Source organism: Streptomyces sp. DT224, from assembly GCF_049844595.1.
GTDB lineage: Bacteria > Actinomycetota > Actinomycetes > Streptomycetales > Streptomycetaceae > Streptomyces.
The window spans coordinates 44,968-69,452 of record NZ_JBNCLI010000021.1 but is presented as its reverse complement, the minus strand read 5'-3'; the positions used below and the strand labels follow the sequence as shown (position 1 = coordinate 69,452).

At 72.1% G+C, this 24,485-nt stretch carries 30 protein-coding genes; 20 read left to right on the top strand and 10 right to left on the bottom strand.

Annotated features, from left to right (window positions below; translation table 11 throughout):
- Positions 1-135 precede the first annotated feature (135 nt).
- The 3 genes from ACLQ2N_RS35630 to ACLQ2N_RS35620 are packed head-to-tail and all read left to right on the top strand — an operon-like array spanning position 136 to position 2,164.
- Positions 136-774: a helix-turn-helix transcriptional regulator gene (locus ACLQ2N_RS35630; protein ID WP_360852607.1), complete on the top strand. Its 639-nt coding sequence runs from the start codon at positions 136-138 to the stop codon at positions 772-774.
- Between the two features lie 48 nt (positions 775-822).
- Positions 823-1,284: a DUF3291 domain-containing protein gene (locus tag ACLQ2N_RS35625; protein ID WP_425819876.1), complete on the top strand. Its 462-nt coding sequence runs from the start codon at positions 823-825 to the stop codon at positions 1,282-1,284.
- A gap of 37 nt (positions 1,285-1,321) precedes the next feature.
- Complete coding sequence (locus tag ACLQ2N_RS35620; protein ID WP_425819874.1) at positions 1,322-2,164, top strand: IS5 family transposase; 843 nt, start codon at positions 1,322-1,324, stop codon at positions 2,162-2,164.
- A 31-nt stretch (positions 2,165-2,195) separates the two neighbouring features.
- Here the strand turns inward: ACLQ2N_RS35620 and ACLQ2N_RS35615 are convergent, their stop codons facing one another.
- Positions 2,196-2,834 (bottom strand): LysE family translocator, encoded by a 639-nt coding sequence (locus tag ACLQ2N_RS35615; protein WP_425819872.1) that lies wholly within the window; start codon positions 2,832-2,834, stop codon positions 2,196-2,198.
- 109 nt (positions 2,835-2,943) lie between these two features.
- Positions 2,944-4,077: a winged helix DNA-binding domain-containing protein gene (locus ACLQ2N_RS35610; RefSeq protein WP_425819870.1), complete on the bottom strand. Its 1,134-nt coding sequence runs from the start codon at positions 4,075-4,077 to the stop codon at positions 2,944-2,946.
- A 285-nt stretch (positions 4,078-4,362) separates the two neighbouring features.
- On the opposite strand from ACLQ2N_RS35610, the gene ACLQ2N_RS35605 reads away from it, so the two are divergent.
- Genes ACLQ2N_RS35605 through ACLQ2N_RS35555 form a run of 11 tightly spaced genes read left to right on the top strand, consistent with a single transcriptional unit; the run spans position 4,363 to position 10,627 of the window.
- Positions 4,363-4,713: a gas vesicle protein gene (locus tag ACLQ2N_RS35605; protein ID WP_425819868.1), complete on the top strand. Its 351-nt coding sequence runs from the start codon at positions 4,363-4,365 to the stop codon at positions 4,711-4,713.
- Between the two features lie 45 nt (positions 4,714-4,758).
- Positions 4,759-5,196 (top strand): gas vesicle structural protein GvpA, encoded by a 438-nt coding sequence (locus ACLQ2N_RS35600; protein ID WP_425819866.1) that lies wholly within the window; start codon positions 4,759-4,761, stop codon positions 5,194-5,196.
- A gap of 5 nt (positions 5,197-5,201) precedes the next feature.
- Positions 5,202-5,912 (top strand): GvpL/GvpF family gas vesicle protein, encoded by a 711-nt coding sequence (locus ACLQ2N_RS35595; RefSeq protein ID WP_360852625.1) that lies wholly within the window; start codon positions 5,202-5,204, stop codon positions 5,910-5,912.
- A gap of 40 nt (positions 5,913-5,952) precedes the next feature.
- Complete coding sequence (locus ACLQ2N_RS35590) at positions 5,953-6,210, top strand: gas vesicle protein GvpG (RefSeq protein ID WP_425819864.1); 258 nt, start codon at positions 5,953-5,955, stop codon at positions 6,208-6,210.
- A 49-nt stretch (positions 6,211-6,259) separates the two neighbouring features.
- Positions 6,260-6,877: a hypothetical protein gene (locus ACLQ2N_RS35585; RefSeq protein ID WP_425819862.1), complete on the top strand. Its 618-nt coding sequence runs from the start codon at positions 6,260-6,262 to the stop codon at positions 6,875-6,877.
- Positions 6,870-8,105: an SRPBCC family protein gene (locus ACLQ2N_RS35580; protein ID WP_425819860.1), complete on the top strand. Its 1,236-nt coding sequence runs from the start codon at positions 6,870-6,872 to the stop codon at positions 8,103-8,105. The genes ACLQ2N_RS35585 and ACLQ2N_RS35580 overlap by 8 nt, the downstream gene beginning before the upstream one ends.
- Before the next feature lie 50 nt (positions 8,106-8,155).
- Positions 8,156-8,584 carry a gas vesicle protein gene (locus ACLQ2N_RS35575; RefSeq protein WP_425819858.1) on the top strand — a complete coding sequence of 143 codons (429 nt, stop codon included), beginning with the start codon at positions 8,156-8,158 and terminating at the stop codon, positions 8,582-8,584.
- Positions 8,581-9,429 carry a GvpL/GvpF family gas vesicle protein gene (locus ACLQ2N_RS35570; protein WP_425819856.1) on the top strand — a complete coding sequence of 283 codons (849 nt, stop codon included), beginning with the start codon at positions 8,581-8,583 and terminating at the stop codon, positions 9,427-9,429. The genes ACLQ2N_RS35575 and ACLQ2N_RS35570 overlap by 4 nt, the downstream gene beginning before the upstream one ends.
- Positions 9,426-9,638, top strand: coding sequence for a gas vesicle protein (locus ACLQ2N_RS35565; RefSeq protein WP_425819854.1), 213 nt, complete (start codon positions 9,426-9,428; stop codon positions 9,636-9,638). The genes ACLQ2N_RS35570 and ACLQ2N_RS35565 overlap by 4 nt, the downstream gene beginning before the upstream one ends.
- A gap of 46 nt (positions 9,639-9,684) precedes the next feature.
- Positions 9,685-10,086, top strand: coding sequence for a gas vesicle protein K (locus ACLQ2N_RS35560; protein ID WP_425819852.1), 402 nt, complete (start codon positions 9,685-9,687; stop codon positions 10,084-10,086).
- A 49-nt stretch (positions 10,087-10,135) separates the two neighbouring features.
- Entirely contained in the window at positions 10,136-10,627 is a 492-nt protein-coding gene (locus ACLQ2N_RS35555) for a hypothetical protein (protein WP_425819850.1), read from the top strand.
- 312 nt (positions 10,628-10,939) lie between these two features.
- Here ACLQ2N_RS35555 and ACLQ2N_RS35550 read toward each other — a convergent pair whose 3' ends face one another.
- Positions 10,940-11,539 carry a TetR family transcriptional regulator gene (locus ACLQ2N_RS35550; RefSeq protein WP_425819848.1) on the bottom strand — a complete coding sequence of 200 codons (600 nt, stop codon included), beginning with the start codon at positions 11,537-11,539 and terminating at the stop codon, positions 10,940-10,942.
- Between the two features lie 175 nt (positions 11,540-11,714).
- On the opposite strand from ACLQ2N_RS35550, the gene ACLQ2N_RS35545 reads away from it, so the two are divergent.
- The 3 genes from ACLQ2N_RS35545 to ACLQ2N_RS35535 all read left to right on the top strand — a co-directional run bounded on the left by ACLQ2N_RS35545 (position 11,715) and on the right by ACLQ2N_RS35535 (position 14,938).
- Positions 11,715-13,046: a glycosyltransferase family 4 protein gene (locus ACLQ2N_RS35545; RefSeq protein WP_425819846.1), complete on the top strand. Its 1,332-nt coding sequence runs from the start codon at positions 11,715-11,717 to the stop codon at positions 13,044-13,046.
- 69 nt (positions 13,047-13,115) lie between these two features.
- Entirely contained in the window at positions 13,116-13,868 is a 753-nt protein-coding gene (locus ACLQ2N_RS35540) for a class I SAM-dependent methyltransferase (protein ID WP_425819844.1), read from the top strand.
- Positions 13,865-14,938 (top strand): prenyltransferase/squalene oxidase repeat-containing protein, encoded by a 1,074-nt coding sequence (locus ACLQ2N_RS35535; protein WP_425819842.1) that lies wholly within the window; start codon positions 13,865-13,867, stop codon positions 14,936-14,938. Before ACLQ2N_RS35540 ends, ACLQ2N_RS35535 begins: the two co-directional genes overlap by 4 nt.
- Before the next feature lie 9 nt (positions 14,939-14,947).
- On the opposite strand, the gene ACLQ2N_RS35530 is transcribed toward ACLQ2N_RS35535, so the two are convergent.
- The gene (locus ACLQ2N_RS35530) at positions 14,948-15,235 is read right to left on the bottom strand and encodes a hypothetical protein (protein ID WP_383307100.1); all 288 of its coding nucleotides are present in this window, start codon (positions 15,233-15,235) and stop codon (positions 14,948-14,950) included.
- Positions 15,236-15,383: 148 nt separating this feature from the next.
- Here ACLQ2N_RS35530 and ACLQ2N_RS35525 point away from each other — a divergent pair, with 148 nt between their 5' ends.
- The 3 genes from ACLQ2N_RS35525 to ACLQ2N_RS35515 all read left to right on the top strand — a co-directional run bounded on the left by ACLQ2N_RS35525 (position 15,384) and on the right by ACLQ2N_RS35515 (position 17,888).
- Positions 15,384-15,938 carry a hypothetical protein gene (locus ACLQ2N_RS35525; RefSeq protein ID WP_425819840.1) on the top strand — a complete coding sequence of 185 codons (555 nt, stop codon included), beginning with the start codon at positions 15,384-15,386 and terminating at the stop codon, positions 15,936-15,938.
- 40 nt (positions 15,939-15,978) lie between these two features.
- Positions 15,979-16,755 (top strand): maleylpyruvate isomerase family mycothiol-dependent enzyme, encoded by a 777-nt coding sequence (locus ACLQ2N_RS35520; protein ID WP_425819838.1) that lies wholly within the window; start codon positions 15,979-15,981, stop codon positions 16,753-16,755.
- Positions 16,756-16,847: 92 nt separating this feature from the next.
- Positions 16,848-17,888 carry a PHP domain-containing protein gene (locus ACLQ2N_RS35515; RefSeq protein WP_425819836.1) on the top strand — a complete coding sequence of 347 codons (1,041 nt, stop codon included), beginning with the start codon at positions 16,848-16,850 and terminating at the stop codon, positions 17,886-17,888.
- Positions 17,889-17,958: 70 nt separating this feature from the next.
- Here the strand turns inward: ACLQ2N_RS35515 and ACLQ2N_RS35510 are convergent, their stop codons facing one another.
- The 6 genes from ACLQ2N_RS35510 to ACLQ2N_RS35485 all read right to left on the bottom strand — a co-directional run bounded on the left by ACLQ2N_RS35510 (position 17,959) and on the right by ACLQ2N_RS35485 (position 24,370).
- Complete coding sequence (locus tag ACLQ2N_RS35510) at positions 17,959-18,729, bottom strand: hypothetical protein (protein ID WP_425819834.1); 771 nt, start codon at positions 18,727-18,729, stop codon at positions 17,959-17,961.
- 223 nt (positions 18,730-18,952) lie between these two features.
- A complete protein-coding gene (locus ACLQ2N_RS35505) occupies positions 18,953-19,882 on the bottom strand; it encodes an N-acetylmuramoyl-L-alanine amidase (protein WP_425819832.1) in 930 nt (309 codons plus the stop codon).
- An 83-nt stretch (positions 19,883-19,965) separates the two neighbouring features.
- On the bottom strand, positions 19,966-20,610 hold the full coding sequence (locus ACLQ2N_RS35500; protein ID WP_425819830.1) for a class I SAM-dependent methyltransferase: 645 nt from the start codon (positions 20,608-20,610) through the stop codon (positions 19,966-19,968).
- A gap of 93 nt (positions 20,611-20,703) precedes the next feature.
- A complete protein-coding gene (locus ACLQ2N_RS35495; RefSeq protein WP_425819828.1) occupies positions 20,704-22,029 on the bottom strand; it encodes a M20/M25/M40 family metallo-hydrolase in 1,326 nt (441 codons plus the stop codon).
- Positions 22,026-23,417 (bottom strand): cytosine permease, encoded by a 1,392-nt coding sequence (locus ACLQ2N_RS35490; RefSeq protein ID WP_425819826.1) that lies wholly within the window; start codon positions 23,415-23,417, stop codon positions 22,026-22,028. The genes ACLQ2N_RS35495 and ACLQ2N_RS35490 overlap by 4 nt, the downstream gene beginning before the upstream one ends.
- Complete coding sequence (locus ACLQ2N_RS35485; protein WP_425819824.1) at positions 23,417-24,370, bottom strand: DUF1177 domain-containing protein; 954 nt, start codon at positions 24,368-24,370, stop codon at positions 23,417-23,419. Before ACLQ2N_RS35485 ends, ACLQ2N_RS35490 begins: the two co-directional genes overlap by 1 nt.
- Between the last annotated feature and the right edge of the window lie 115 nt (positions 24,371-24,485).

Genomic DNA, 24,485 nt, shown 5'->3' with positions numbered 1-24,485 from the left:
AGAACTTGCCGAACATCACCCCGACCGGTCCGTAGAGGTTCTTCAGCACCCAGTGCGGCCAGGCCAGCAGGTCGCGGGGGGGGGGGGGGGCCCCCCCCCCCCCCCACCCCGGGGCGGCCGCCTAGACTCGGGCCCGTGAGCAGTGACGACGCCGCCCTGGACGCGCTGGCGGCACTCGGGGACCCCGTGCGCCGCAGCCTCTACCGACACGTCGCCGCCGCCCCGGGCGACGTCACCCGGGACGCCGCGGCGGACGCGGTCGGGGTGACGCGGGCCGTGGCCGCGTTCCACCTGGACAAGCTCGTGGACGCCGGGCTCCTGGAGACCGCCTTCCGCCGGCTCTCCGGCCGCACCGGCCCCGGCGCGGGGCGGCCCGCCAAGTTGTACCGGCGGGCGGGCGGCGAGCACGCCGTCTCCGTACCGCCGCGTTCCTACGACACCGTGAGCCAGTTGCTCGCCGAGGTGGTCGAACGGGCCGGGCTCGACGCCGAGTTGCAGGCGGCGGCGCGGGCGGCCGGTGAGGCGGCGGATGCGGCGGACCCCGTCGAGGCGCTGCGGGAGCGCGGCTACGAACCGTACTGGGACTGCGGCAGACTCCGGCTGCGCAACTGCCCGTTCCACGCCCTGGCGGAGCGATTCCCGGCCCTGGTCTGCGGGATGAACCTGGCCGGCGTCCAAGGGCTGCTCGCCGAGGGCTGGAGCGCCGCCATGGACCCGCTGCCGGAAGGGTGCTGCGTCGCGGTCGAGGGCCCGGAAGGGGCCGGCGAAGTCTAAAAAGGAATCCGTTGACTTTAGAAGGTTCACCCGGCCATGCTTGGGCGCGTGAACGACTTCCACCTTGCCCAGGTCAACGTCGGGCGCCTTCTCGCCCCGCTCGACAGCCCTCGGATCGCCGACTTCGTCGCACAACTCCCCGAGATCAACGCCCTCGCCGACCACGCCCCCGGCTTCGTCTGGCGGATGGTGGACGACGAGGGCGCCGACGCCACGAGCCTGCGCCCCGACCACCAGGACGACTTCTTCCTGATCAACTGCTCGGTCTGGGAATCGGTCGACGCGCTGAAGGCGTACGTGTACCGCAGCGACCACCTCAGGGTCCTGGCCCGCCGCCGCGAGTGGTTCGAGCGCCTGACCGACCACCACTCGGCGATGTGGTGGGTCCCGGCCGGCCACCGTCCGGGCGTCGGGGAGGCGATGGACCGCGTCGCCCTGCTCCGCGCGAAGGGCGACACCCCCGACGCCTTCACCTTCCGCGCTCCGTACCCGCCGCCGACCCGCCCCTAGAGCGTGTCTCTTTGATGGGTTGGTCAGTTGATCGGATGTGTCTGTCCGGTTAGTGATCACTGATGCGATGTGGGGCCGGATCGAGCCGTTCCTGCCGGCCGATCCTGTCCGGGGGCGACGGTGGGCTGACCACCGCCGAACCCTTGAGGCAATTGCGTGGAAGTACTGCACCTGCTCACCCTGGCGCGACCTGCCCCCCGAGCTCGGGTCTTTTCAGACCGCTCACAAGCGCCTGATCAGGTGGGCCGTGGACGGCACGTGGGAACGCATCCTCACTGCGGTGGATAAGGGAGACGATGTGGGCTGGACGGTCTCGGTCGATTCCACTGTCTGCCGGGCTCACCAGCATTCGGCTGGAGCGAGAAAAGGGGTGCGCCGGCCGGAGCCCGAGGACCACGCGCTCGGACGCTCCCGCGGCGGACTGAGTACAAAGATCCACTTGGCCAGTGACAGCCGGGCTCGTCCTCTGGGTATCTACGTCACCGCCGGTCAGGCTGGTGACGCGCCGGCCTTCGAGGCGGTCATGGCCAGGATTCGGATCCCGCGCAGCGGACTCGGGAGACCAAGAACCCGCCCGGCAACTGTCCTGGCGGATCGCGCTTACTCGTCCCGCGCGATCCGTGGACACCTTCGGCGTCGAGGCATCCGGGCTGTCATCCCGCAGCCCGCCGACCAGATCGGTCACCGTTTACGGAAAGGCCGCGCCGGAGGCCGCCCGCCCAGCTTCGACGCCGAGAAATATAAGGAGCGCAATACCGTCGAGCGGTGCATCGCCCGACTCAAGCAGTGGCGCGGCCTGGCCCTGCGGACGGACAAACTCGCCATCGCTTACCAGGCCGCACTCCACGTCGCGTCCATCTTGATCTGGGTCCGGTGCTGAGGCGGGTCACTGGACCCCGTCCCTCGGATCATCAGCTGCTGAGCGCCAGCCTGATACCGAAGATGCCGATGACGGTGCCGGTGATCCGGTCGAGCACGCGGCGAGCCTGGGGCTTGCGAAGCCACCCCTGCAGGACGCGGGCGAAGCCGATGAGGACGGCAGACCAGAGCAGACCGATCAAGATGTGCACCATGGTGAGCAGGAGGCCCATGGTGAAGTGGCCGGTGCCCGCAGGGATGAACTGAGGCAGGACGGCGACGTAGAAGGCGCCCATCTTCGGGTTCAGGAGGTTGGTGAGTGTCCCCTGCCGCCAGCCGCCGCTGACCGAGTCCGCGCCGGCGGCCGGAACAGAATTGTCCGTGTCCGCCGTGGGCAGCCCCTGGAAGGTGTCCCGGAGCATGCGGAACGCCATCCAGATCAAATAAGCGGCACCGATCCAGCGCAACACGGTGTAAGCGAGATGTGAGGCCGTGAGAAGCGCGGTTACTCCGAGGGAGGTGAACACCCCCCACGCCAGGGTGCCGGTCTGGATGCCGAGAACGACGCCCCAGGCTCTCCTGCGGCGGCCGAGGGCGGACGTGCGCAAGATCAGCGCCGTATCGAGACCGGGAGTCAGAGTGAGAAGCCCTGCAACTAGAGCGAAGGACCACGGGGCGGAGCTTATTGCCATGGAATGCCAGCTTACCCCGCCAGATCGACTGCCTTGTTAGCGGGCCAGATGGATCTTGAGCCGGTCTGCTTCTACTCCAAAGAGACACGCTCTAAGGGCTGCCCCGCCCTTAGAGCATCCGCACATCCGCGTCCGGGAGCTTCGCCCACCAGTGGTGGTAGCGGTGGTAGACCACCCGCTCACGGTCGCCGAGGAACGCGGTCAACGCCGACGCTTCCCCGCCCAGTTCGTCCCAGACGGCAGCCGGCAGCGGATGGAACGCCGTGGCCTCGACCCCCTCGTCCGTCGGGCGCCACACGCCCGCGACCCGGCCGTCCACCAGCAGGGTCGGCAGCACGTCACCGTTGCGCCGGATCACCAGCGGGCGGTACTCCGGCGGTATCACCCGGCTCCGGTCCGCGTACGCCAGCAGCGTGGAGTCCCACATCGCCATGAGCCGGGACGGGGCCGGGGTGCCGGCGTCCGGCCTGGAGGCGCCCGGCAGGTCGAACAGCGCCTCCCCGTCCGGCCCCTGAAGCCGCTCCACCTCGTCCGCCATGGCCGTCAGCGCCGCCCGGACCGGTGCCCGCCCCACCATCGAGAACTGCGCCACGTCCGCGACCGACGCCGGGCCGAACCCGGCCAGGTAGCGCAGGATCAGCGTGCGCAGCGCCGCCCGGTCCACCGTCCGGCCCCGGGGCGCCGGCCCCGCGCCCGCCGAGACGAACGCGGCACGCGCGCCGAAGGACCACGGCGGGCCGGTCGGGACGTGATGGAGCGGGGCGTACGTTTTCATGCCCCACCACACCGCGTCCTTCCGCTCCGCGCCGAACCGCTCCACCAGCCATGCCTGGATCTCCGCCGACGTCCTCGGCGTACGGGCGAACTCGACCACCTCGGCGACCAGTTCCTCGCCGTCGGCCGGGGTGAGCCCGGACGCGGTGAACCTGGAGCCCAGCCGTGAGGCGTACAGCACCGGCCGCACCGCCGCCCGGAAGGCCGGGTAGTCCTCGGCGTGCACCGCGTGCAGGGTGATCCGCATGAGGGCCGCCTTGACCACCGACCGCTCCGCGAAGGCCGCGTCGAGGTCCGCCGGCGCGAAGCCCGAGAGCCGGTTCCACAGGGCGATGTACGGCGAGGCCGGGTGCTGGGCCTGGAGCGCGACCACCCGCCGCACCCCCTCGGGCGCGGTCAGCGGCTCACGGGCCAGGAGGAGTTGACGGCTGAGGGTCGCCCGGTTGAGGGCGCGCGCGGTGATCGTCACGGTCAGGATTCTGCCCCTCGGGCCGGGCGGGCGTCCCGCGAAGCCGCCGACAACCGGTGCAGCGGCAGCGCGCGTTGCCGTTCCAGCGTTTTCGTCAGCCACACCCCGAAGGAGTCGCCCACCGGGTACTCCGTGATCGCGGACAGTGGCTGCACCGGCTGAACGCCATGACGACACGGCTTTTCCGCGGCCTGCCCGGACCGGCAGCCGCGGAAAGGCCGCGTCGTCGTCATTCCCGCCCCGCCACGCATGCCTCCGGAATGCACGGGCATGCGAACGGAAGCCATGACGACGGAGGCCGGACAGGCAGCGGCGCTCCCCGGCGACAGGGGAAGGATGAGTACCGAAAAGGACACCGGAAACGAGCAGGACGAAAAGCGTGTCGACGCGCTCACCGCGATGCGGCAAGCCGCCGCACAGCTCTCGGAAATGCTTCAGTGCGAGCCCGACTCGGTCTCCGCGGTGAAAGCCACCGAGGACGGCTGGTCGGCGGACGTCGAAGTGGTCGAGCTGGAGAGGGTTCCGGACACGATGAGCGTGCTGGCCTCCTACCGGGTGCAACTCGACCGCCAGGGGCGGCTCATGTCCTATGAACGCGTGCACCGGTATGCCCGGGGGCAGATCGACCGTCGCTGAGGAACTCCGTCGTCGAACGAAAAAGGATCACCGAAAGGAGTTCCCATGACACTCGTGCAGCAGAGCAATGCGACGTCCGGCGGGAGCGGCGGCTCGGGAAATCTTTACGACGTTCTCGAGCTCATACTCGACCGCGGCCTGGTCATCGACGCATTCGTACGCGTCTCCCTGGTGGGCATCGAAATCCTGAAAATCGACGTCCGCGTGGTGGTCGCCAGTGTCGACACCTATCTGCGGTTCGCCGAGGCGTGCAACCGGCTCGACCTCGAAGCCGGCCGGAAGGCCCCGAGCCAGCTCACCGACCTGGTCGGCGACATGACGGAGAACGGTGCCAAGGGGAAGTCCAAGGGCGCGCTCTCCGGAGCCGTCGAGGCGTTCAGCGAATCGTTGCAGGGCAAGCGCGAGGAGCCCGAGGAGGAACCGCGCAAGCGGCCCGCCCGCAAGTCCACGTCCAGCCGGCAGACCCAGCGACGCGAGGAGTAGCAGCAGTGCCCACGTACATCTACGCCATCACCGGCGCCGGCCACCCGTTGCCGCTGGACGGCCTGCACGGGGTCGGTGACCCGCCCGCGGAGCTGCGGACCCTGCGCACCGACCGCCTGGCCGCGGTGGTCAGCGACGCCCCTGAGGGGCTGCGCGCGAAGCGGCGGGACGTCCTGGCCCATCAGGGCGTCCTGGAGGCCCTGATGGAGAGGGGGGCGACCCTGCCGATGCGCTTCGGTCTGGTGGGACCGGGCGACGAGGAGGTCACCGCGGCCCTGGAACGGGAGGCCGACGCCTACGGGGAGCGGCTCGCGGAACTGGACGGTCAGGTCGAGTACAACCTGAAGGCCGGCCGGGACGAGGACGACCTCCTGCGGGAGATCATGGCCGAATCCGACGAGATACGGCGTCTCAACGAGCGGGCCCGCACCCAGGGCAGCCGTGACGACCAGCTCGCGCTGGGCGAGCTGGTGGCCCACGAGGTGAGCGCCCGCCACGCCAGGGAGGCCGAGGAGGTGGCCGGCCGTCTGGCGGGCGCCGCCACCCGCAGCTCCGCCGCGGAGCCGGGCCCCCAGCACTTCCTGAACCTGTCCTTCCTCGTGCCCCGGGCGGAGGCGGACGCCTTCGTGGAGGCGGTCCGGCGCGAGGCCGATACCCGGGGCGACGCCTACGCGTACACCCTCACCGGGCCGCTTCCGCCGTACAGCTTCGTCTGACGCGGCCCGCCCGGCCCGGGAGCGGAGGTGATCTGCCGGCATGGGACTCATCACGCAGCTGCTGACCCTGCCGCTGGCCCCCGTCCGGGGGACGGTATGGGTCCTCGACCAGGTCGTCCACGCGGCCGAGGAGGAGTACTACGACCCCGAACCGGTGCGCGCCCGGCTCGCGCAGCTGGAACAGGAGCTGAACAGCGGGCTCATCGGAGCCGAGGAGTTCGACCGGCGCGAGGACGAACTGCTCGACCGGCTCGACGAGATCGAGGAGTACCGCAACGGCGCACGGCATACGTCATGACCGGCGACCGGACCACACACGACCGGGGGAGATCCGAGGTGTATTCCAGATGACGAAGAACGCCAAGATAGGCGCGGCCCTGGTAGGGGGGTACCTGCTCGGGCGTACGAAGAAGGCCAAACTCGCCGTGGGATTCGGCATGTTCCTCCTCGGCAAGAAGTTCGACCTCGACCCGCGGCGGATCGGCCGGATGCTGGCCGAGTCGCCCGCCCTGGGCCCGCTCAACGATCAGGTCCGCAAGGAGCTGGTGGACGCCACGAGGACGGCGGCCACCAAGGCCGTCACCCAGCGGGCCGGGCACCTGGCCGAATCGCTGCAACGGCGCACCCAGTCGCTGGAGGCGGGCCCCGCTGCCGAGGACGAGGAGCCGGCCGAGGGCGCTGAGGATACCGAGGACACCGAGGACACCGAGGACGCCGAGGACGCGGCGGCGTCCGACGACGGGGCCGGGACGGACCGCGACACGAAGCAGAAGCGCCGTGCCTCCGCCCGCAAGTCCGCCGCCTCGGGCGCCGGGAAGGCCGCCCCGAAGAGCCGGCCCGCGGCGGGTGCCGGCCGGTCCGGGAGCACGGGCAAGGCCGCCGCCCCCGCCCGCAAGCGCGCGGGCACAGCCGCCAAGGCCACGGCCTCCCGCACCCGCAAGGCCCGGGGAGGCAGCGATGCCTGACTCCGCGATCAAGGGCATCAAGGACGAGGTCGTCAAGAGCCCGGCCGCCGAACGGCTCAAGGAAGAACTGCAGAACTACGTGAGGGCCCGTGCCGAGCACACGGTGACCCGACTGGGCCACCGGCTCGGGGAATCGGTCTCCAAACTCGCGGAGCCGGGCAGCGGGAGTGGCGCCCTGAAGGGCCTCGCCAAGGGCGGGCAGGCCCTCAAGGACGGCAAGTCGCCCGCCCAGGCGGCGATCGGCGCGGGCGCCTCCCATCTCAAGGACAAGGTGAAGGACAAGGTCAAGGGGTTGTTCGGCAAGGGGCGCAAGTCCGGCGGAGGGAAGTCCAAGAGCGTCACCGTCGTCGAGGACATCGACGTCGGCGTGCCCGTCCGCGAGGCGTACGACCAGTGGACCCAGTTCCAGGAGTTCAGCACGTTCGCCAAGGGCGTCGTGAGCGTGGAGAAGGCCGACGACACCACCAGCAACTGGAAGGTCAAGGTCGCCAAGTCCACCCGCAGCTGGAAGGCGAACGTCACCGAGCAGGTGCCGGACGAACGCATCACCTGGACCACCGAGGGCGCCAAGGGCACCGTCAAGGGCGTCGTCACCTTCCACGCGATCACCGACGACCTCACCCGCGTCCTGCTGGTCCTCGAGTACTTCCCCAAGGGGCTGTTCGAGAAGACGGGCAACATCTGGCGCGCCCAGGGCCGCCGCGCCCGGCTCGACCTGAAGCTCTACCGCAAGTTCCTCATGATGCGCGGTGAGGCGACCGACGGCTGGCGCGGCGAGATCCGCGACGGCGAGGTCGTCGTCAGCCACGACGAGGCGGTCGAGGAAGAGGAAGCGCTGAACGAGGACCGCGGGCCCGAGGACGAGGAGGCCCGCGGCGACGCGCCCGAGGACGAACACTCCGGCGAAGAGGCGGACGACTTCGAGGACGGCGGGGAAGAACCGCTGGACGACGAACTCGCCGACGAGGAGCAGGTCCAGGACGAGGACGCCGACGCCGAGCCCGAGGACGAGGAACCGGCGGACGAGTTCGAGGAGTCGGAGGACGAGCACGAGCCCGTCGACGAGGAGGAGCCCGTCGACGAGGAGGGCACCGACGAGCCGGCCGGCGAGCAGCCGGAGGACGAGGAGGAGCCGGAACCGGAGGACGAAGAGGAGCCGGAGGAGGAGGCCGAGGAGTCCCGGCCGGCCCGTCGCTCCCGCCGCCGGACGGCCGCAGGCCGCCGCTGACCCGGGCAGTGCCCGGCCCTTGCCGACACCCATGAAAGGTGTGAGAGACCGTGTCCGATTCACTCGCCGGCCGGCTGCCGGCCCCACCGAGGGGGAGCTCCCCGGCGTACGGGCAGGGCTCGTCGGCCAACCTCGCCGACATCCTGGAAAGGGTGCTGGACAAGGGCGTCGTCATCGCCGGCGACATCCAGATCAACCTGCTCGACATCGAACTGCTCACCATCAAGCTCCGCCTGCTCGTCGCCTCGGTCGACAAGGCCAAGGAAATGGGCATCGACTGGTGGGAGCACGATCCCTCCCTCTCCTCACGGGCCCGGCCCGCGCGCGAGAGCGAGGCGCGCCCCGGGAGCGACGCCCTGGCCGAGGAGAACGACCGGCTGCGGGCCGAGCTGGCCCGGCTGCGGTCGGCGGCCGGGCTCCCCGAGGCGGAGGACGCCCCGGGGCGGCGGGAGCGGGACGCCAGGGAGGAGGAGCGATGAGCATCCGGACGGACATGCCAGGCGGGCCCCCGGCCCCGGGCGGCGAGCAGCTGTCCTACGTCTACGCCGTCGGGCGGGAGGGCCCCGCGCTCCACGGGCTCGCCGCACGCCTGGCGGGCGTGGACGGCCGCCCCCCGCACCCGGTGACCGCGGGAGGTCTGAGCGCGCTCGTCTCCCGCGTACCGGCGGACACCTTCGGCGCGCACGGCCTGTCCGCGCAGCTGGAGGACCTGGCACGGCTCGAAGCGCTCGCCCGGTCCCACCACGCTGTGGTGGACGCCGTGTTCGCCGAGACGCCGGTACTGCCGATGCGGCTGGCCACGGTCTACCTGGACGACGCGAGGGTCGCCGGCATGCTGGCCGGGCGACGCGGGGAGTTCGCAGACCTGCTGGGCCGGCTGGAGGGCCACGTCGAACTGGGCATGAAGGTCTACGCCGATCCCCGGGCAGCCGACGCGCCGGCCCCGGCCGCCCCGGTGCCCGCCGGAGCCGGCGCGGGACGGGCCTATCTGCGGCAGCGCCAGGCGTCCCGGCGCAAGGACCAGGACGCCTACCGGGCGGCGTCCGAGCTGGTGGGGCGGGCCGCACAGCTGACCGAGGGCGTGGTCGCCGCGCGCGTGGTCCACCGCCCGCAGCAGGGGCAGCTCGCCTCCCACCCCGGCGTGAACGTCGCCAACGAGGCATACCTCGTCCCCCGGGCGCTCACCGAGGAGCTGCGCCGGGCGCTCACCGGCCTGGCCGACCGGGTTCCGGGCGTCTCGGTCGAGGTGACGGGGCCCTGGGCGCCCTACTCGTTCGCCACCGTGCCGCCCGCGGGCGACCCGGACGGCGGTGAGGGACGGTGAGCGCGGACCTCGTCGGGGACGTACTCGGCCCCTCCGAGCCCCGGGAGGGCCCGCCCGTCGCGCTGATCGACCTCCTGGACCGCCTCCTGAACGGCGGCGCGGTGCTCACCGGCGACCTCGTCCTCTCCATCGCCGACGTCGACCTCGTCCACATCAACCTGCGGGCGGTGATCCGCTCGATCACCGGCGAGGAACCGGCGCCGTGGTGAGCCCGCGGAATCTTCACCGCATCACCAGGACGAAGAGGAGAACGGCATGACCGAGTGCGACGGCGAACGCGGCGCACCCGCCGCGGTGGCCGAAGCCGTGGCGGCCGCGGCGGCCCGGTCGCTCGGGACCGGCCCCGCACCACCGGACGACCACCCCGCTCAGGCCGGTGCCCGCAGGCTGGAGACCGACCCGGACACCGTCGAGCGGGACCTCATGAAGCTGGTGCTCACCATCGTCGAACTGCTCCGCCAGCTCATGGAACGCACCGCCCTCCACCGCGTCGACCAGGGCGACCTGAGCGAGCAGCAGGAGGAGCGCATCGGCATGACGCTGATGATCCTGAACGAGCGCATGACCGAACTGTGCGACCGCTACGACCTGACGATGGACGACCTCAATCTCGACCTGGGACCGCTCGGCTCCCTGCTGCCGCAGAGCGGCGCATGAGTGGACCGCCCCCGGGTTTCATCGCAGCACCGAAGGCAAGGAGGACGCCATGACCGCCGAGAACAAGGAAACGAGTAATTCCTCCCGGAGCAAGGAGAGGACCACCGCCACCGCCCGGAAGACCACCGGTACGCCGAGAAGGACGGCCGGCTCCGGCGATGCGCAGTCCAAGAGCCCCGCGGCCAAGGCCAAGGCCACGGCCGGCGGGGCGAAGTCCACGGCCGCCAAGGCGAAGAGCGCGGCCGCGAACGCCAAGGACTCGGCCGCGGACAGCGCCGGCGAGGCCGGTGGCATCACGCAGCGCGCCGGTCAGGCCGCCGTCTCCGGTCTCCGGAGCGGCCGGCAGGTCGTGACGGCCAACGTGGCCAGGGTCGGTAGCGCGGCCACCACGGCCTGGACCGTCATCAAGCTCAGGAAGGCGATAGCCACCGGCGCCGCCGTGGGCGTGGTGAGCATCGCCGGTGTGGCCTTCGCGACCGGACGCGCGACCGCCAAGCCGCGTACCGGCCCGCTGACGCGGCTCGCACACGGCAGGATCTGATCCCGCCGGCACACGGCCCGATGCAGGAGGGAGCCGGCCCCGCGCCACCGCCGCGGGGCCGGCTCCCTGACGTCGTGTCAGCCCGCCCGTCACGCGCAGGCCACCAGGCGGCCGGCCGGTACGGATGTCACAGAGGGATCCGCGTGCTCTGCCGGCGGTACGGCAGCGGGGCATGGTGACCGGCTCCCCGGCGTGTTCCTGTGATGCCGCCGAACCGTAGGGAGACCGCGCCGCCGTCGACATGGTGCGGGGCACCTGACCTCGCCCCCGGGGCGCCTGGGTGCCGCACATGGCTCGGACAGGCGCCGGGGATCAGAGGGCCGCCGGGCCGGCCAGCCGGCACACCGTCTCGATGTCCGTGCGCACCTGCGCGACCGTCGCCCGGCCGGAGAGCCAGGTGATCAGCGCGGAGTGCCAGGTGTACGCGATCACCCGCACGGCGGAGAGCTGTTCCGGAGTCGGGTGGCCGGTGCCCATCGCGTCCAGGATGATCGCCGTCGTGAGGCGTGAGACGGCGTCGGCCTCGCTGCTCGCGCCCCGGTCCGCGAAGGTGAGCGCGCGCACCATGGCGTCCGCCAGCTGCGGTTCGCGCCGCATCGCGCGGAAGGCCCGCAACAACGTCCCGGCGACCCGGGCCGCCGCGTCGTCCCCGGCCGGGGGGCGCTCGCGGAGGGCGGTGCGCAGGTGCTGGAGCCGGTCGTGCAGGGTGGCGACGAGGAGGTGGATCTTGGACGGGAAGTACCGGTACAGGGTGCCGAGGGCGACCTCGGCGGCCTCCGCCACCTCACGCATCTGCACGGCCTCGAAACCGCCCCGGCCGGCCAGCTCGGCGGTGGCCCGCAGGATGCGGCGGCGGCGAGCCTCCTGGCGTTCCGTCAGGGGCGGCGATGCCGGTCTGGCTTCCGCTGTCATGTGTCCGTCCCGTGGCCAGGGTGTGTGCCGTGGCGTGAATCACCTGATCCGGCCGTTGCGTCGCAACTACCTGCCGGTAGATTCGTAGCTCATTGAACTACCCAGTCTGAAACTTGTTCTAGATTAGCGCGAGCGGTTACGCTCCGGCGAACACGCAGTGAGAAGGGGGCCGAGTGTGACCGCTGAGGCCGTTGAGTCGGGCCCCCGCACGGGCGTCGCCGCACCGGGCGCCGGCCCCGGCGACGGACCCCTGCGCATCGCGCTCCTCACGTACAAGGGCAACCCCTTCTGCGGCGGCCAGGGCGTCTACGTACGGCACCTCGCCCGCGAGCTCGCCCGCCTCGGACACCGCGTCGAAGTCATCGGCGCCCAGCCCTACCCGGTCCTCGACGAGGGCGTCCCGCTCACCGAGCTGCCCAGCCTCGACCTGTACCGGCAGCCCGACCCGTTCCGCAACCCGAAGCCCGGCGAGTACCGGGACTGGATCGACGCCGCCGAGGTCGCCACCATGTGGACCGGCGGCTTCCCCGAACCGCTCACCTTCAGCCTGCGGGCCCGGCGCCATCTCGCAGCCCGGCGCGGCGAGTTCGACGTCGTCCACGACAACCAAACCCTCGGCTACGGGCTCCTCGCCGACCTCGGCGCGCCCCTGGTCACCACGATCCACCACCCCATCACCGTCGACCGGCAGCTCGACCTGGACGCCGCCACGAGCCGGCGCCGCCGGGCCTCCGTGCGCCGCTGGTACGGGTTCACCCGGATGCAGAAGCGGGTCGCGCGCCGGCTGCCGTCGGTGCTCACCGTCTCCGGCTCCTCCAAGCAGGAGATCGTGGACCACCTCGGCGTCGACCCGCGCCGCATCCGGGTCGTCCACATCGGCGCCGACACCGATCTGTGGTCGCCCGACCCCTCGGTCTCCGAGGTCCCGGGCCGCATCGTCACCACGTCGAGCGCCGACGTCCCGCTCAAGGGCCTCGTCCACCTCGTGGAGGCGCTGGCCAAGCTCCGTACTGGCAACCCGGCCGCCCACCTCGTCGTCGTCGGCAAGCGCGCCGAGGACGGGCCGGTCGCCCGGGCCATCGAGCGGTACGGCCTCGCGGACGCCGTGGAGTTCGTCAAGGGCATCAGCGACGCCGAGCTGGTCGACCTGGTGCGCGGCGCGCAGATCGCCTGTGTGCCCTCGCTGTACGAGGGGTTCTCGCTGCCCGCCGCCGAGGCCATGGCCACCGGTACCCCGCTCGTCGCGACGACCGGCGGCGCGATCCCGGAGGTCGCGGGCCCCGACGGGGAGACCTGCCTCGCGGTCCCGCCCGGCGCCCCGGGAGCCCTCGCCGACGCGCTCGGCCGGTTGCTCGGCGACGCGGAGCTGCGCGCCCGGCTCGGGGCGGCCGGCCGCGAGCGGGTGCTCGCCCGGTTCACCTGGAAGCAGGCCGCGATCGGCACCGCGGAGCTGTACCGGCAGGCGATCGCCGCCCGCGCGGCCACCGGCCCCGGCGGCCGGCGGTGACCCCGGACCGCCCGCCGGGCCCCTGATCCCGTTCCCCCGACCCACCCCCGACCGCGAAAGCAGGCACTCGTGCTGACCGTGGACTTCACCCGCTTCCCGCTCGCCGCAGGCGACCGCGTGCTCGACCTCGGGTGCGGCGCCGGACGCCACGCCTTCGAGTGCTACCGGCGCGGCGCCCAGGTGGTGGCCCTCGACCGCAACGGCGAGGAGATCCGCGAGGTCGCGAAGTGGTTCGCCGCGATGAAGGAGGCGGGGGAGGCCCCCGAGGGCGCCACCGCCACCGCGATGGAGGGCGACGCGCTCAACCTGCCCTTCCCCGACGAGTCCTTCGACGTCGTGATCATCTCCGAGGTCATGGAGCACATCCCCGACGACAAGGGCGTCCTCGCCGAGATGGTCCGGGTCCTCAGGCCCGGCGGCCGGATCGCCGTGACCGTCCCGCGCTACGGTCCCGAGAAGGTCTGCTGGGCCCTCTCCGACGCGTACCACGAGGTCGAGGGCGGCCACATCCGCATCTACCGGGCCGACGAGCTCCTCGGCAAGATGCGCGGCGCCGGCCTCAAGCCGTACGGCACCCACCACGCGCACGCGCTGCACTCCCCGTACTGGTGGCTGAAGTGCGCGTTCGGCGTCGACAATGACAAGGCGCTGCCGGTGAAGGCGTACCACAAGCTGCTGGTCTGGGACATCATGAAGAAGCCCGCTCTGACCCGGGTCGCCGAGCAGCTGCTCAACCCGGTCGTCGGCAAGAGCTTCGTGGCCTACGCGACCAAGCCGCACCTGCCCCTCGCCGCAGCCGCAGTCGCCGAGGCCGAAGCGTGAGTCTTCCCGAGCGGACCGAACACCTCGTCCTGCCCGGGGTCCTCACCGCCCCGCAGGCCGACGAGACGGTCGCCGCACTGCGCGCCGTGCAGCGCCCGGACGGTGCCATCCCGTGGTTCCGCGGCCACCACCTCGACCCGTGGGACCACACCGAGGCCGCCATGGCCCTGGACGCGGCCGGCGAGCACAGCGCCGCGGAACGCGCCTACGCGTGGCTGGCCCGCCACCAGAACGGTGACGGCTCCTGGTACGCCGCCTACCACGACGGCGACGCCGGGCAGCCGACCGACCGGAGCAGGGAGACCAACTTCTGCGCCTACGTGGCCGTCGGTGTGTGGCACCACTACCTCGCCACCGGCGACGACGCCTTCGTGGACCGGATGTGGCCCACGGTCTACGCGGCCGTCGAGTTCGTCCTGCGCCTCCAGCAGCCCGGCGGCCAGATCGGCTGGAAGCGGGAGGCGGACGGCACGGCAGTGACGGACGCGCTGCTCACCGGCTCGTCCTCGATCCACCAGGCCCTGCGCTGCGCACTCGCCATCGCCGAACGCCGCGAGGAGCCGCAGCCCGACTGGGAGCTGGCGACCGGGGCCCTGGGCCACGCGATCCGCAGCCACCCGGAGCGCTTCCTCGACAAGAGCCGGTACTCGATGGACTGGTACTACCCGGTCCTCGGCGGCGCCATCACCGGCGCGGCGGCCAAGGAGCGCATCGACGAGGGCTGGGACCGCTTCGTCGTCCCCGGCCTCGGGGTGCGCTGCGTGCTGCCGAACCCGTGGGTGACAGGCGGCGAGAGCTGCGAACTCGCCCTCGCGCTCTGGGTGATGGGAGAGTCCGACCGGGCGCTCGACATCCTCCAGTCCGTCCAGCACCTGCGGGCCGAGGGCGGCCTGTACTGGACGGGCTACGTCTTCGAGGGCGACCGCGCCTTCTGGCCCGAGGAGCGCACCTCCTGGACGGCCGGTTCGCTGCTGCTGGCGGTGGCCGCGCTCGGAGGGGACGAGGCGACCACCGCCGTGTTCAGCGGGGACCGGCTCCCGAAGGGCCTTGAGCCGGACTGCTGCGGCTGAGCGCTTCGCTCAGCGCCGGACGCGGCCCGCCACGGCGTGCCCGATGAACAGGTACACCAGGGCGGCGAGACCGTAGCCGGCGACGACGTTGGCCCATGCCTTGTCGAACGTGAACAGGTCGTAGGACCAGCCCGCGAGCCACCTGGCGGTGTCCCGCACGAACTCGACCAGCTCGTTGCCCCGGTTCGCGTCGAGCAGGTACATCAGGATCCACAGGCCGAGAATGAAGGCCATGACGTCCGCCACGAGGGCGATGACACGTGCTGCGGTGATGCTGTTGCCTCTGCTGTAGGACATGCACTCCACGTTGCCGCTCCCGCCCGGCCGAAACCCGTCGGCCGGACCCGTACGGCCGCGCAGCGGTGGCGCATCGCCCGCCTCCCGGCCAGCCTGGCGGGGAGTGCCGGGTCCCGGCACCCGCTCCGCCCGGCCAGGGAGGCCCGCCGTGCCCCGACCCGTACCGCTTCGCCGCCCGCTCCTCGCGCTGCTGCTGGCCTGCGTGCTCCTGGCGGGCGCCACCGCGTGCGGGAGCGACGACGAGGGCGGCGGTGCGAGCAGTTCGGCGTCGCCCACGGGCACCTCGTCGGCCCAGGCGCAGAAGTGGGCCAAGACCAGGTTCGTCGCCAACGCGGGGCTCGCCGCGGGCGCCACGTACCAGTGGATCGTGAAGCCGTACCGGGCCGGGAAGTTCAAGAAGGGCGCCGACGGGCGCACCTTCGCCCTCGTCAAGGCCGGGCTCGCGGGCGGCTTCGCCTACAACCGGCTGAAGGCCGCGACTACGAGCGCTAAGGGCGACCCCCTGCTGTCGAAGGCCGTCGCCCCGCTCACCGCGGGCATCGCCTCGCTCAAGGGACTCGCCGCCAAGGTCCGCAAGGGCGATGCGGACGCCGGTGACATCGGCGTGTTCGAGGACGTCATCAACGGCATCAAGGACGCCGGGAAGAGCGCCGGCGCCGAGGTGAAGGACAAGATCCCGTCCACCTCGCAGCTCGGCGGATAACCGCATGTGGAACGGGTGCCAACCGCACTAGGGTGCGATCATGGGACTTCTCGCGCACGAGCGCTACTGCGATGAAATCATCCGGCTCACCGGCGAGTTGAGGGCGGCCCTGCAGGGCGCCGACCTCGGCGCGACCGTGCCGACCTGCCCCGACTGGACCCTGCGCGAGCTGGCCGAGCACGTCGGCCGCGCCCACCGCTGGGCCGGCGAGATCGTCCGCACCCGGGCCGCCGAGGCGGTGGCGGACGAGAAGGTGCCGGACAACAGCCCCGCGAGCGACGACCCCGCCGCGCTCGACGCCTGGCTCGCGGCCGGCGCCGCGGGCACCGCCGACGCGCTGCGGGAGGCCGGGCCGGACGCCGAGGCGTGGTCCTGGGCCTGGGAGCACAGCGCGGGCTTCTGGGCCCGCCGCATGGCCATCGAGACCGTCGTCCACCTCGCCGACGCCGCCCTCGCCGCCAAGGTCCCGTACACGATGACGCCCGAGCTGGCCGCCGACACGATCGACGAGTGGCTGGAGATCGTGAGCTTCGCGCAGAGCGAAGGCGACCCCGAGGTCGCCCAGTTGCGCGGGGCCGAGCGCTCCCTGCACCTGCACGCCACCGACGTGCCCGACGCCGAATGGCTGATCGAGCTCGGCGCGGACGGCGTCACCTGGCGCCGGGCGCACGGCAAGGCGACCGTGGCGCTGCGCGGTCCGCTCACCGACCTGATGCTCGTCTTCAACCGCCGCCTCGCCCCGGGAAGCGACCGGGTCGAGGTCCTGGGCGACGCCGAGCTGCTGGACTTCTGGCTGGAGCGGACTTCGTTCGGCTGAGCGGGAAGCGCCCGGCCGGTGTGCGGGCCCGGCCCGGCTGGGCCAAGCTGGACGGGCGGCCGCCGACCGTCCCGTCCCGCGAGGAGGTGCCGATGGACCCCGTCAGGGCCCTGGAGCGGATCGCCTTCCTGCTGGAGCGCGGCAGGGCGGTCACCTACCGTGTCCAGGCGTTCCGCACCGCCGCGCGCACCGTCGCCGCGATGGACGACGGTGAGGTGGCGCGGCGCGTCGCGGACGGCTCGCTGGAACGGGTCAAGGGCATCGGTCCCCGCACCGCCCAGGTGATCCGCGAGGCGGTGGCGGGGGAGACGCCCGGCTACCTGGACCGGCTGGAGTCCGAGGCGGCGAGCGCCGGGCCCCTCGCGGAGGGCGGCGCGCACCTGCTCTCGCTGCTGCGCGGCGACTGCCATACGCACTCCGACTGGTCGGACGGCGGCAGCCCCATCGAGGAGATGGGCCGCGCGGCGGCGGAACTGGGCCACGACTGGACGGTGCTCACCGACCACTCGCCCCGGCTCACCGTGGCGGGCGGCCTCTCCCCGGAGCGGCTGCGCCGGCAGCTCGCCGAGGTGGCCGAACTCAACGAGCGGTGGGCGCCGTTCAGGCTGCTCACCGGCATCGAGTGCGACATCAACCTGGACGGCTCCCTCGACCAGGAGGAGGACCTGCTCGAAGAGGTCGACCTGGTCGTGGTGTCCGTCCACTCCAAACTCCGCATGGACGCCGCTTCGATGACCCGCCGGATGGTCGCCGCCGTCCGCCATCCGCAGGCGGACGTCCTCGGCCACTGCACCGGGCGCCTCGTCACCGGCCGGGGCCGCCCCGAGTCGTCGTTCGACGCCGACGAGGTGTTCGCCGCCTGCGTGGAGGCGGGTACCGCCGTCGAGATCAACAGCCGCCCCGAACGGCTCGACCCGCCCCGCGGGCTGCTGCGCCGGGCCGTGGCGGCGGGCACCCTGTTCGCCGTCGACACCGACGCCCACGCACCGGGCCAGCTCGACTGGCAGGCGTACGGCTGCGCCCGCGCCGAGGAGTGCGAGGTCCCGCCGGAGCGCGTGGTCACCACCTGGACGGCCGACGAGCTGCTGCGCTGGACCCGGCAGGGCAAGGTCCCCGCGCGCGCGACCGGTTGAGTCCCTGGTACGCCGACGGCCCCCCGCCCGGAAGGGGCAGGGGGCCGTGGTGACGGACGGGGTGCGGGCGTCAGCCGCGCTGGATGCCCGTGGTGTCCTGGAGGACGCCGCGACGGCCGTCCTGCGTCTGGGCGATCAGTGCCGCACCGCGCTGCTCGACCGCGAGGTACCAGGTGCCCGGCGCCAGTTCGGCGATCGGGGCCTGCGAACCGTCCTCGTTGTACAGCTGGCGGGCCACCGGCACCGCGAACCAGAACGGGGTGAAGTCGCCGGCACCGCCACCGGCCGCCGGCGCCGGGGCCTGCTGCGCCTCGGGCTGACCCGGCTGCTGCGCACCGTACGGCTGCGGCTGGCCCGGCTGCTGGCCGCCGAACGCCGGCTGCGGACCGCCCGGGTAGCCGTAGCCCTGGCCGGGCTGGGCGCCGTACGGCGGCTGCACGGCCTGCGGGCTGGGCGCGCCGGCGAGCGGGGCCTTCAGGGCCGGGACCAGCGGCGAGGCGACCGCGCCCGCGGCCAGCGCCAGCGAGGCGATGAAGCCGAGGATCAGGCCGGCGCCCGCGTCGATCTGACCGAGGTCGATGATCGTCCAGAACATGTTCCACGCGGTGAACACCGTGGCGGCGACGCCGAACTGGGCGAGGTCGAGGCCCACGACCTTGCGGGGCTGGGGCTGCGAACGGGAGAGCACGATCAGCGCTGCGCCGATCACCCCGACCATGTAGACGCCGATGCCGTTGCCCAGGGAGTCCCAGGCGTTGGGGGCGTCGACGCTGTTGCTTCCGTAGTCGAAGTAGTCGAGGAACGAGGCGATGAACAGCACGACCGCTGCTCCGATCACCACGCCATCGCCTCGAGTGAGGGAGCGGATATTCACGTGAAGGTCCTTAGTCGGTCGTCTCGTCGGGGCGGTCGTCGTTGCCGCCGGATACTCGGCGGGGACGGCTTGAAGCTCGGGAACGGCTCCCCATCGTACGGATGAATCTATCGTCTGCCCGGGCGGGTTGGGTTCCTGCCCGGTTGCTGCGCGGACATCCTCCCGAATTCATCGCAGAATCACCCCTTGCCTACCCCTTGAGGTAGCTGCTGATGCCGTCCGCGATGCCCTGGGCGGCCTTCTGGCGCCAACCCGGGCTGGTGAGCAGGGCGGCGTCCTCGGGATCACGCATATTGCCGCATTCGATGAAGACTTTGGGCACGGTCGACAAATTAAGTCCGCCGAGATCCCCGCGGACGTCCAAACCTGTTTTGCCGCCGATGTAATTGGAAGGGGAACTTCCGGTACTGCGTACGAACAGTCCCGCGATACGCGTGCCGAGGTCGCGCGAAGGGGCGACGATCTTCGAGGTGTCCGCATCCCCGCCGCGCACGGACGCGGGAAGGATCACATGGAAGCCCCGGTTGCCGGCGGCCGATCCGTCCGCGTGGACGGAGACCACCGCGTCCGCGTGGGCCTTGTTGCCGATACGTGCCCGCTCGTCCACGCACGGTCCGAACGCCCGGTCCCCGTCGTAGGTCAGGAGCACCGTCGCGCCCTGCGCCCGCAGCAGCGTCCGCAGCCGGTGCGCCACGTCGAGGGTGAACTCCGCCTCCGCGTAACCCCCGTTGGTGGCGGTCCCGGTGGTGTCGCACTCCTTGCGGCCGGTGCCGATGCCGACCTGGCGGTTGATCGCGGCGGTGTGCAGGTGGTTGCGCGGGTTGTGCCCGGGGTCGATGACCACGGTCTTGCCGGACAGCGGCCCGTCGGGACCGGCCGGCGGCTCGGAGGGGGACTTCGCCCGGGACGTGGACGGCGACGGGGTGGCCTTCGTGGGCGCCGGCGACGGCGAGGCCGGTGCGGCCGGGGTGGTGGCGGGACCGCCGCTCGGCCCGGCCTGGGCCTGCGCGGTGCCGCCTCCGTCGCCGCAGCCGGACAGGCCCAGGCAGAGCAGGGCAGCGGCGGCGGCGAGCCGGAGCGGGCGGCGCGGGGTGGGGGGAAGGCTCTCGTGGTGGCGCACCCGGCGATGCTACCGGCAGGCTCCTGCCCTGTCCGGGGCGTCCGCGGACCGGCCGGGAGCACCCCGTGGACAGGTCCTCGCGGTCAGATGCCCGGCCCGGTGCGGCGCAGCACGCGCAGCGAGTCCGTGACGGAGACCTCCGTGAAGGCGCCCGATTCCAGCGCCCGCAGATACACCCGGTACGGGGCCTGGCCGCCGTGCGCGGGGTCCGGGAACACGTCGTGGATCACCAGCAGCCCGCCCTCGGCGACATGCGGGGCCCAGCCCTCGTAGTCGCCGTTCGCGTGCTCGTCGGTGTGGCCGCCGTCGATGAAGACGAAGCCCAGCGGGCCGCCCCACACCGCCGCCACCTGCGGCGAGCGCCCCACGAGCGCCACCACGTGGTCCTCCAGGCCTGCCGCGTGCAGCGTCCTGCGGAAGGTGGGCAGGGTGTCCATCCGGCCGACCTCCGGGTCCACCACGGTCGGGTCGTGGTACTCCCAGCCGGGTTGCTGCTCCTCGCTGCCCCGGTGGTGGTCGACGGTGAGCGCGGTGACGCCGGCCGCCCGCGCCGCGTCGGCGATGAGGATCGTGGAGCGCCCGCAGTAGGTGCCCACCTCCAGCAGCGGCAGGCCGAGCGCGGCGGCCCCGGTGGCCGCCTCGTACAGCGCGAGCCCCTCGACCACCGGCATGAAGCCCTTGGCGGCCTGGAACGCGGCGAGAATCTCCGGCTTGGGCTCGGCGGCCACGGTGTTCCTCCTGGTCGGTGCGGGTACGGCGTCATCGTGCCGTACGCCCCCGCCGAACGTGTCGGCGGGGGCGTACGGGAAGACGGCGGCGGATCAGCAGCTCTGCCAGAGGCGCGTCATGACGCGCACCCCGAAGCGCAGCCCCTCCAGCGGGACGCGCTCGTCCACGCCGTGGAAGAGGCGGCCGTAGTCCAGGTCGTGCGGGAGCTTGAGGCCCTTGAAGCCGAAGCAGCGGATGCCCAGATGCGTGAACGCCTTGGCGTCCGTGCCGCCCGGGTTGCAGTACGGCACCGGGTGGCCGTCCGGGTCCTCCGCGCGGACCGCCGCGCACATGGCGTCGACCAGCGGGCCGTCGAACGTCGTCTCCATGGCGATGTCGTGGTTGACCCACTCGCGGCTGACCGAGGGCAGCAGCAGCCGGTCGATCGTGTCGATCAGCTCCTGCTCGTGGCCCGGCAGGAAGCGGCCGTCCACGCGGGCGGTGGCCTTCCCCGGGATCACGTTGGTCTGGTAGCCGGCGCTGAACATGGTCGGGTTCGCCGAGTTGCGCAGCACCACCTGCATGAAGTCCGCGACCGGGCCCAGCCGGGCGAGGCTGCCCTCGATGTCGTCCTCGTCGAACTCCACGCCGTAGAGCCGGGCGGCCTCTTCGAGCAGCGCGCGGACCGGCTCGATCAGGCGGATGGGGAAGGTCTCGCGGCCGATCCGGGTCAGCGACTCCGCGAGGTCGGTGACCGCGTTCTCGTCGTTGGGGGAGGAGCCGTGGCCGGCCCGGCCGGTGGCGGTGAGTTCCATCCAGGCCATGCCGCGCTGGGCGTTCTCGATGGGGTAGAGGCGCCGGGTGTCGTCGATGGCGAAGGAGAACCCGCCGCCCTCGCCGATCGCCTCGGTGACCCCGGCGAACAGCTCCGGACGGTGCTCGACGAGCCAGTGGGCGCCGAACTTGCCGCCCGCCTCCTCGTCCGCGAGGAAGGCGAGGACCAGGTCGCGCGAGGGGGCCGTACCGGTGCGGGCGAAGTGCCGGGCGGTGGCCAGCATCACCGCGACGGTGTCCTTCATGTCGATCGCGCCCCGGCCCCAGAGGTAGCCGTCGCGGATCTCGCCGGAGAAGGGCGGCACCTGCCACTCGGAGGCGTCCGCCGGGACCACGTCCAGGTGGCCGTGGACCAGCAGGGCGCCGCGGTCCCGGTCGCGGCCGGCGATCCGGGCGATGACGCTGGCGCGGCCGGGCGCGGACTCGACCAGCTCCGAGTCGATGCCCACCTCGGCGAGGCGGGCCACGACCCACTCGGCGCTCGCGCGCTCGGTGCTCGTCGGGTTGGAGGTGTCGAACCTGATCAGCTCGGCGCAGAGGGCGACGACCTCCTCCTGGGCCTCGTCGGAGGCCGGGACGAGTGCGGTGCCGGGTGCGGTGCTCATGCTGCTCCCACAGGGGTGGTGGTGCGGGCGGCCGGGGCCGGGCCGTCCTGCTCGTCGGCGAGGGCGGAGGTGCCGTAGGGCTTGATCCAGCCCAGCAGGCCCAGGGCGCAGTACAGGATGAAGGCGGTGGCCAGCGAGTTCAGGGCCGGGATGCCGCCGTCGTAGAACTTGCCGACGCAGAACGCCGCGATCCAGATCGCGATCGACATCGGCACCCAGGTCGGCGAGTGCGCCGGCAGGGTCTGGGCCTCCCGGGTCTCGTCCAGCGGCTTGCGCATCCGCTTCACGACCCAGTACTCGGCCACGATGATCCCGCCGATGGGCGGGATGGCGACGCCGAGGATCGTCAGGAACTCGGTGAAGTGGCTCATGATCCCGACGGCCGACAGGACCGTGCCCGCGATGCCGAGCACGATGGTCACCGCGCCGCGGTGCACGCGCTTGCCGAAGACGACCTGGAAGAAGTTGACGACGCCGAGCGAGGAGCCGTACAGGTTCCAGTCGTTGATCTTCGCCGTGGACATCAGGACGACGAGCACTCCGAAGGCGCCGGAGGTGGAGAGCACGATGTGCGAGACCTCGTTGCTCTTGACCAGGTGGCCCAGGAGCACACCGGTCAGGCCGACGATGTACTCGGAGAGGATCATGGACGAGGCGCTCTGCAGGAAGACGTGCGAGCCCTTGCGGTTGTAGCGGGTCATCTCGGGGGAGACGATCGCGCCCGTCATGTAGCCGCCCGCGATGGCGGTGGCGGCGACGGCCAGCGGAATCGTTTCTCCCGGCGGCGGCGAGTGGACCAGGTCGCTGAACGAGTGGTCGTTCAGGGTCCGGATCACCGAGAAGGCGACCATCGCGAAGAACAGCGGCGTGACGACCTTCGCGAAGTTCGCCATGTACTTGAAGCCGAAGATCACCAGGGTCGTGATGGCGATGCCCGCGAGCACGCACCACATCCAGGACGGGCCGCCGACCAGCGCCGAGACGCTGTCGCCGAAGATCTTGTTCTGGACGCCGAACCAGCCGACCAGGCTGACCGCGATCACGAAGCTGACCAGCGCCGAGCCGTTGCGCCCGAAGCCGACCCAGCGGGTCAGCATCGGCGTCGCCAGGCCCTCGCGCATCCCGGCCAGGCCGATCGCGAAGATCACCACCTCCAGGATCACCGCGCCCAGCGTGAACGCGAGGAACGCGTCGCCGAAGGTCATCCCGACGCCGATGGTGGCGCCGAGCGTGAACTGCGAGATCGAACCGGACTGGGCCAGCCACTGGAGGAGCATCGACCAGAAGCCGAACCGCTTGTCGCGCGGGACGCGCGAGAGCGCGTAGTCGTCGCTGCCGATGCTCTTGGGCGCGGGCGCCACGGCACCGGACTGCGGGGCGGCTGACATCAGGACTCCTGGGGGGTGCGGCCGAAGGTCTGCAGGTGGGTCAGCGAGCCGTAGCGGCTGACGAGGTTGTCGAACTCCACCGCGTCGTGGAAGTCCAGCCGGCCGTCGCCGTACGCCTTGGCGACCTCGACGGCATAGCGGGCGGCGGACGCGATGTCGCTCTCGTGACTCGCGCCCGTCCCGCAGCCCGGCACCGCCGCGGCCGAGGTGATGGCCAGGCCGATCACGGGGGCCGCCGTCGCGGTGGAGGGCTGGAGGATCGAATTGATGTGGTGTGCCCCATTACCGTACGGGGTGATGTCCTGGGTGGTCACGGGGTACGTGACCAACGGCTCACCGGTCACCACCGCCAGCAGCTCCCCCAGCTGCTCGTTCACGCGGAGCACCCAGCCCTCCTTGACGGTGGGCGACAGGGCGAGGCCCTTGTGGTTGATGATGCGGTTTCCCTTGGTGGTGTCGATGGAGAGCACGGCCTCCATCTCGCCGGTCACCTCGTGGCGGTTCATCGTGGCGATGTCCACCGGCGAACCCATGAAGGGCACCGGATCGTGCGGCTCGGTCGGCGCGTCCGGGCAGATGTGAGTGGCGATGATCACGTCACCGGGCAGCACATCGCCCCGGCGGCGCATGTCGAGCAGCTTGGCGGCGGCGGCCAGCGCCGAGATCGCGCCGTCGGCGTCGGAGACCAGACCGGTCACCTCGGGCCGGGCGCCGATACCGCCGAGCCGGCCCACGACGCCCAGGGTGCGGGCGTCGCCCCCGGCCGTACGGCCCCGGGAGCCGGGGATGCGGACCGACACGAAGTCCGTCGAGCCGCGCTCGCCGGTCACCGTGGTGACCTGGGCGGACGAGCCCCCGGCCCCCGCCGCGGCGTCCAGGTACCCGACGGCCGTCCTGCCATTGGCCCGGGGGTCGTCGAGCAGCTCGACGAGGTCCAGTACGTACTTCAACATGGGGGGCCTTTCTCGCGCATCCGTCACACCCGTCCGGAGTCCGTCAGGGAGCCGGGGCTCCGGACGGGGTGCTGAGAGCAGATTCGGGATCGGATAGCGTTGAGCGCAATGATTT

Coding starts and splice junctions, on each gene's coding strand:
- ACLQ2N_RS35600 (WP_425819866.1), top strand. CDS start 4,759: ATGACACTCGTGCAGCAGAGCAATGCGACGTCCGGCGGGAGCGGCGGC.
- ACLQ2N_RS35515 (WP_425819836.1), top strand. CDS start 16,848: ATGGACCCCGTCAGGGCCCTGGAGCGGATCGCCTTCCTGCTGGAGCGC.
- ACLQ2N_RS35615 (WP_425819872.1), bottom strand. CDS start 2,834: ATGGCAATAAGCTCCGCCCCGTGGTCCTTCGCTCTAGTTGCAGGGCTT.
- ACLQ2N_RS35585 (WP_425819862.1), top strand. CDS start 6,260: ATGACGAAGAACGCCAAGATAGGCGCGGCCCTGGTAGGGGGGTACCTG.
- ACLQ2N_RS35520 (WP_425819838.1), top strand. CDS start 15,979: ATGGGACTTCTCGCGCACGAGCGCTACTGCGATGAAATCATCCGGCTC.
- ACLQ2N_RS35490 (WP_425819826.1), bottom strand. CDS start 23,417: ATGTCAGCCGCCCCGCAGTCCGGTGCCGTGGCGCCCGCGCCCAAGAGC.
- ACLQ2N_RS35560 (WP_425819852.1), top strand. CDS start 9,685: ATGACCGAGTGCGACGGCGAACGCGGCGCACCCGCCGCGGTGGCCGAA.
- ACLQ2N_RS35590 (WP_425819864.1), top strand. CDS start 5,953: ATGGGACTCATCACGCAGCTGCTGACCCTGCCGCTGGCCCCCGTCCGG.
- ACLQ2N_RS35570 (WP_425819856.1), top strand. CDS start 8,581: ATGAGCATCCGGACGGACATGCCAGGCGGGCCCCCGGCCCCGGGCGGC.
- ACLQ2N_RS35555 (WP_425819850.1), top strand. CDS start 10,136: ATGACCGCCGAGAACAAGGAAACGAGTAATTCCTCCCGGAGCAAGGAG.
- ACLQ2N_RS35495 (WP_425819828.1), bottom strand. CDS start 22,029: ATGAGCACCGCACCCGGCACCGCACTCGTCCCGGCCTCCGACGAGGCC.
- ACLQ2N_RS35605 (WP_425819868.1), top strand. CDS start 4,363: ATGACGACGGAGGCCGGACAGGCAGCGGCGCTCCCCGGCGACAGGGGA.
- ACLQ2N_RS35550 (WP_425819848.1), bottom strand. CDS start 11,539: ATGACAGCGGAAGCCAGACCGGCATCGCCGCCCCTGACGGAACGCCAG.
- ACLQ2N_RS35530 (WP_383307100.1), bottom strand. CDS start 15,235: ATGTCCTACAGCAGAGGCAACAGCATCACCGCAGCACGTGTCATCGCC.
- ACLQ2N_RS35485 (WP_425819824.1), bottom strand. CDS start 24,370: ATGTTGAAGTACGTACTGGACCTCGTCGAGCTGCTCGACGACCCCCGG.
- ACLQ2N_RS35580 (WP_425819860.1), top strand. CDS start 6,870: ATGCCTGACTCCGCGATCAAGGGCATCAAGGACGAGGTCGTCAAGAGC.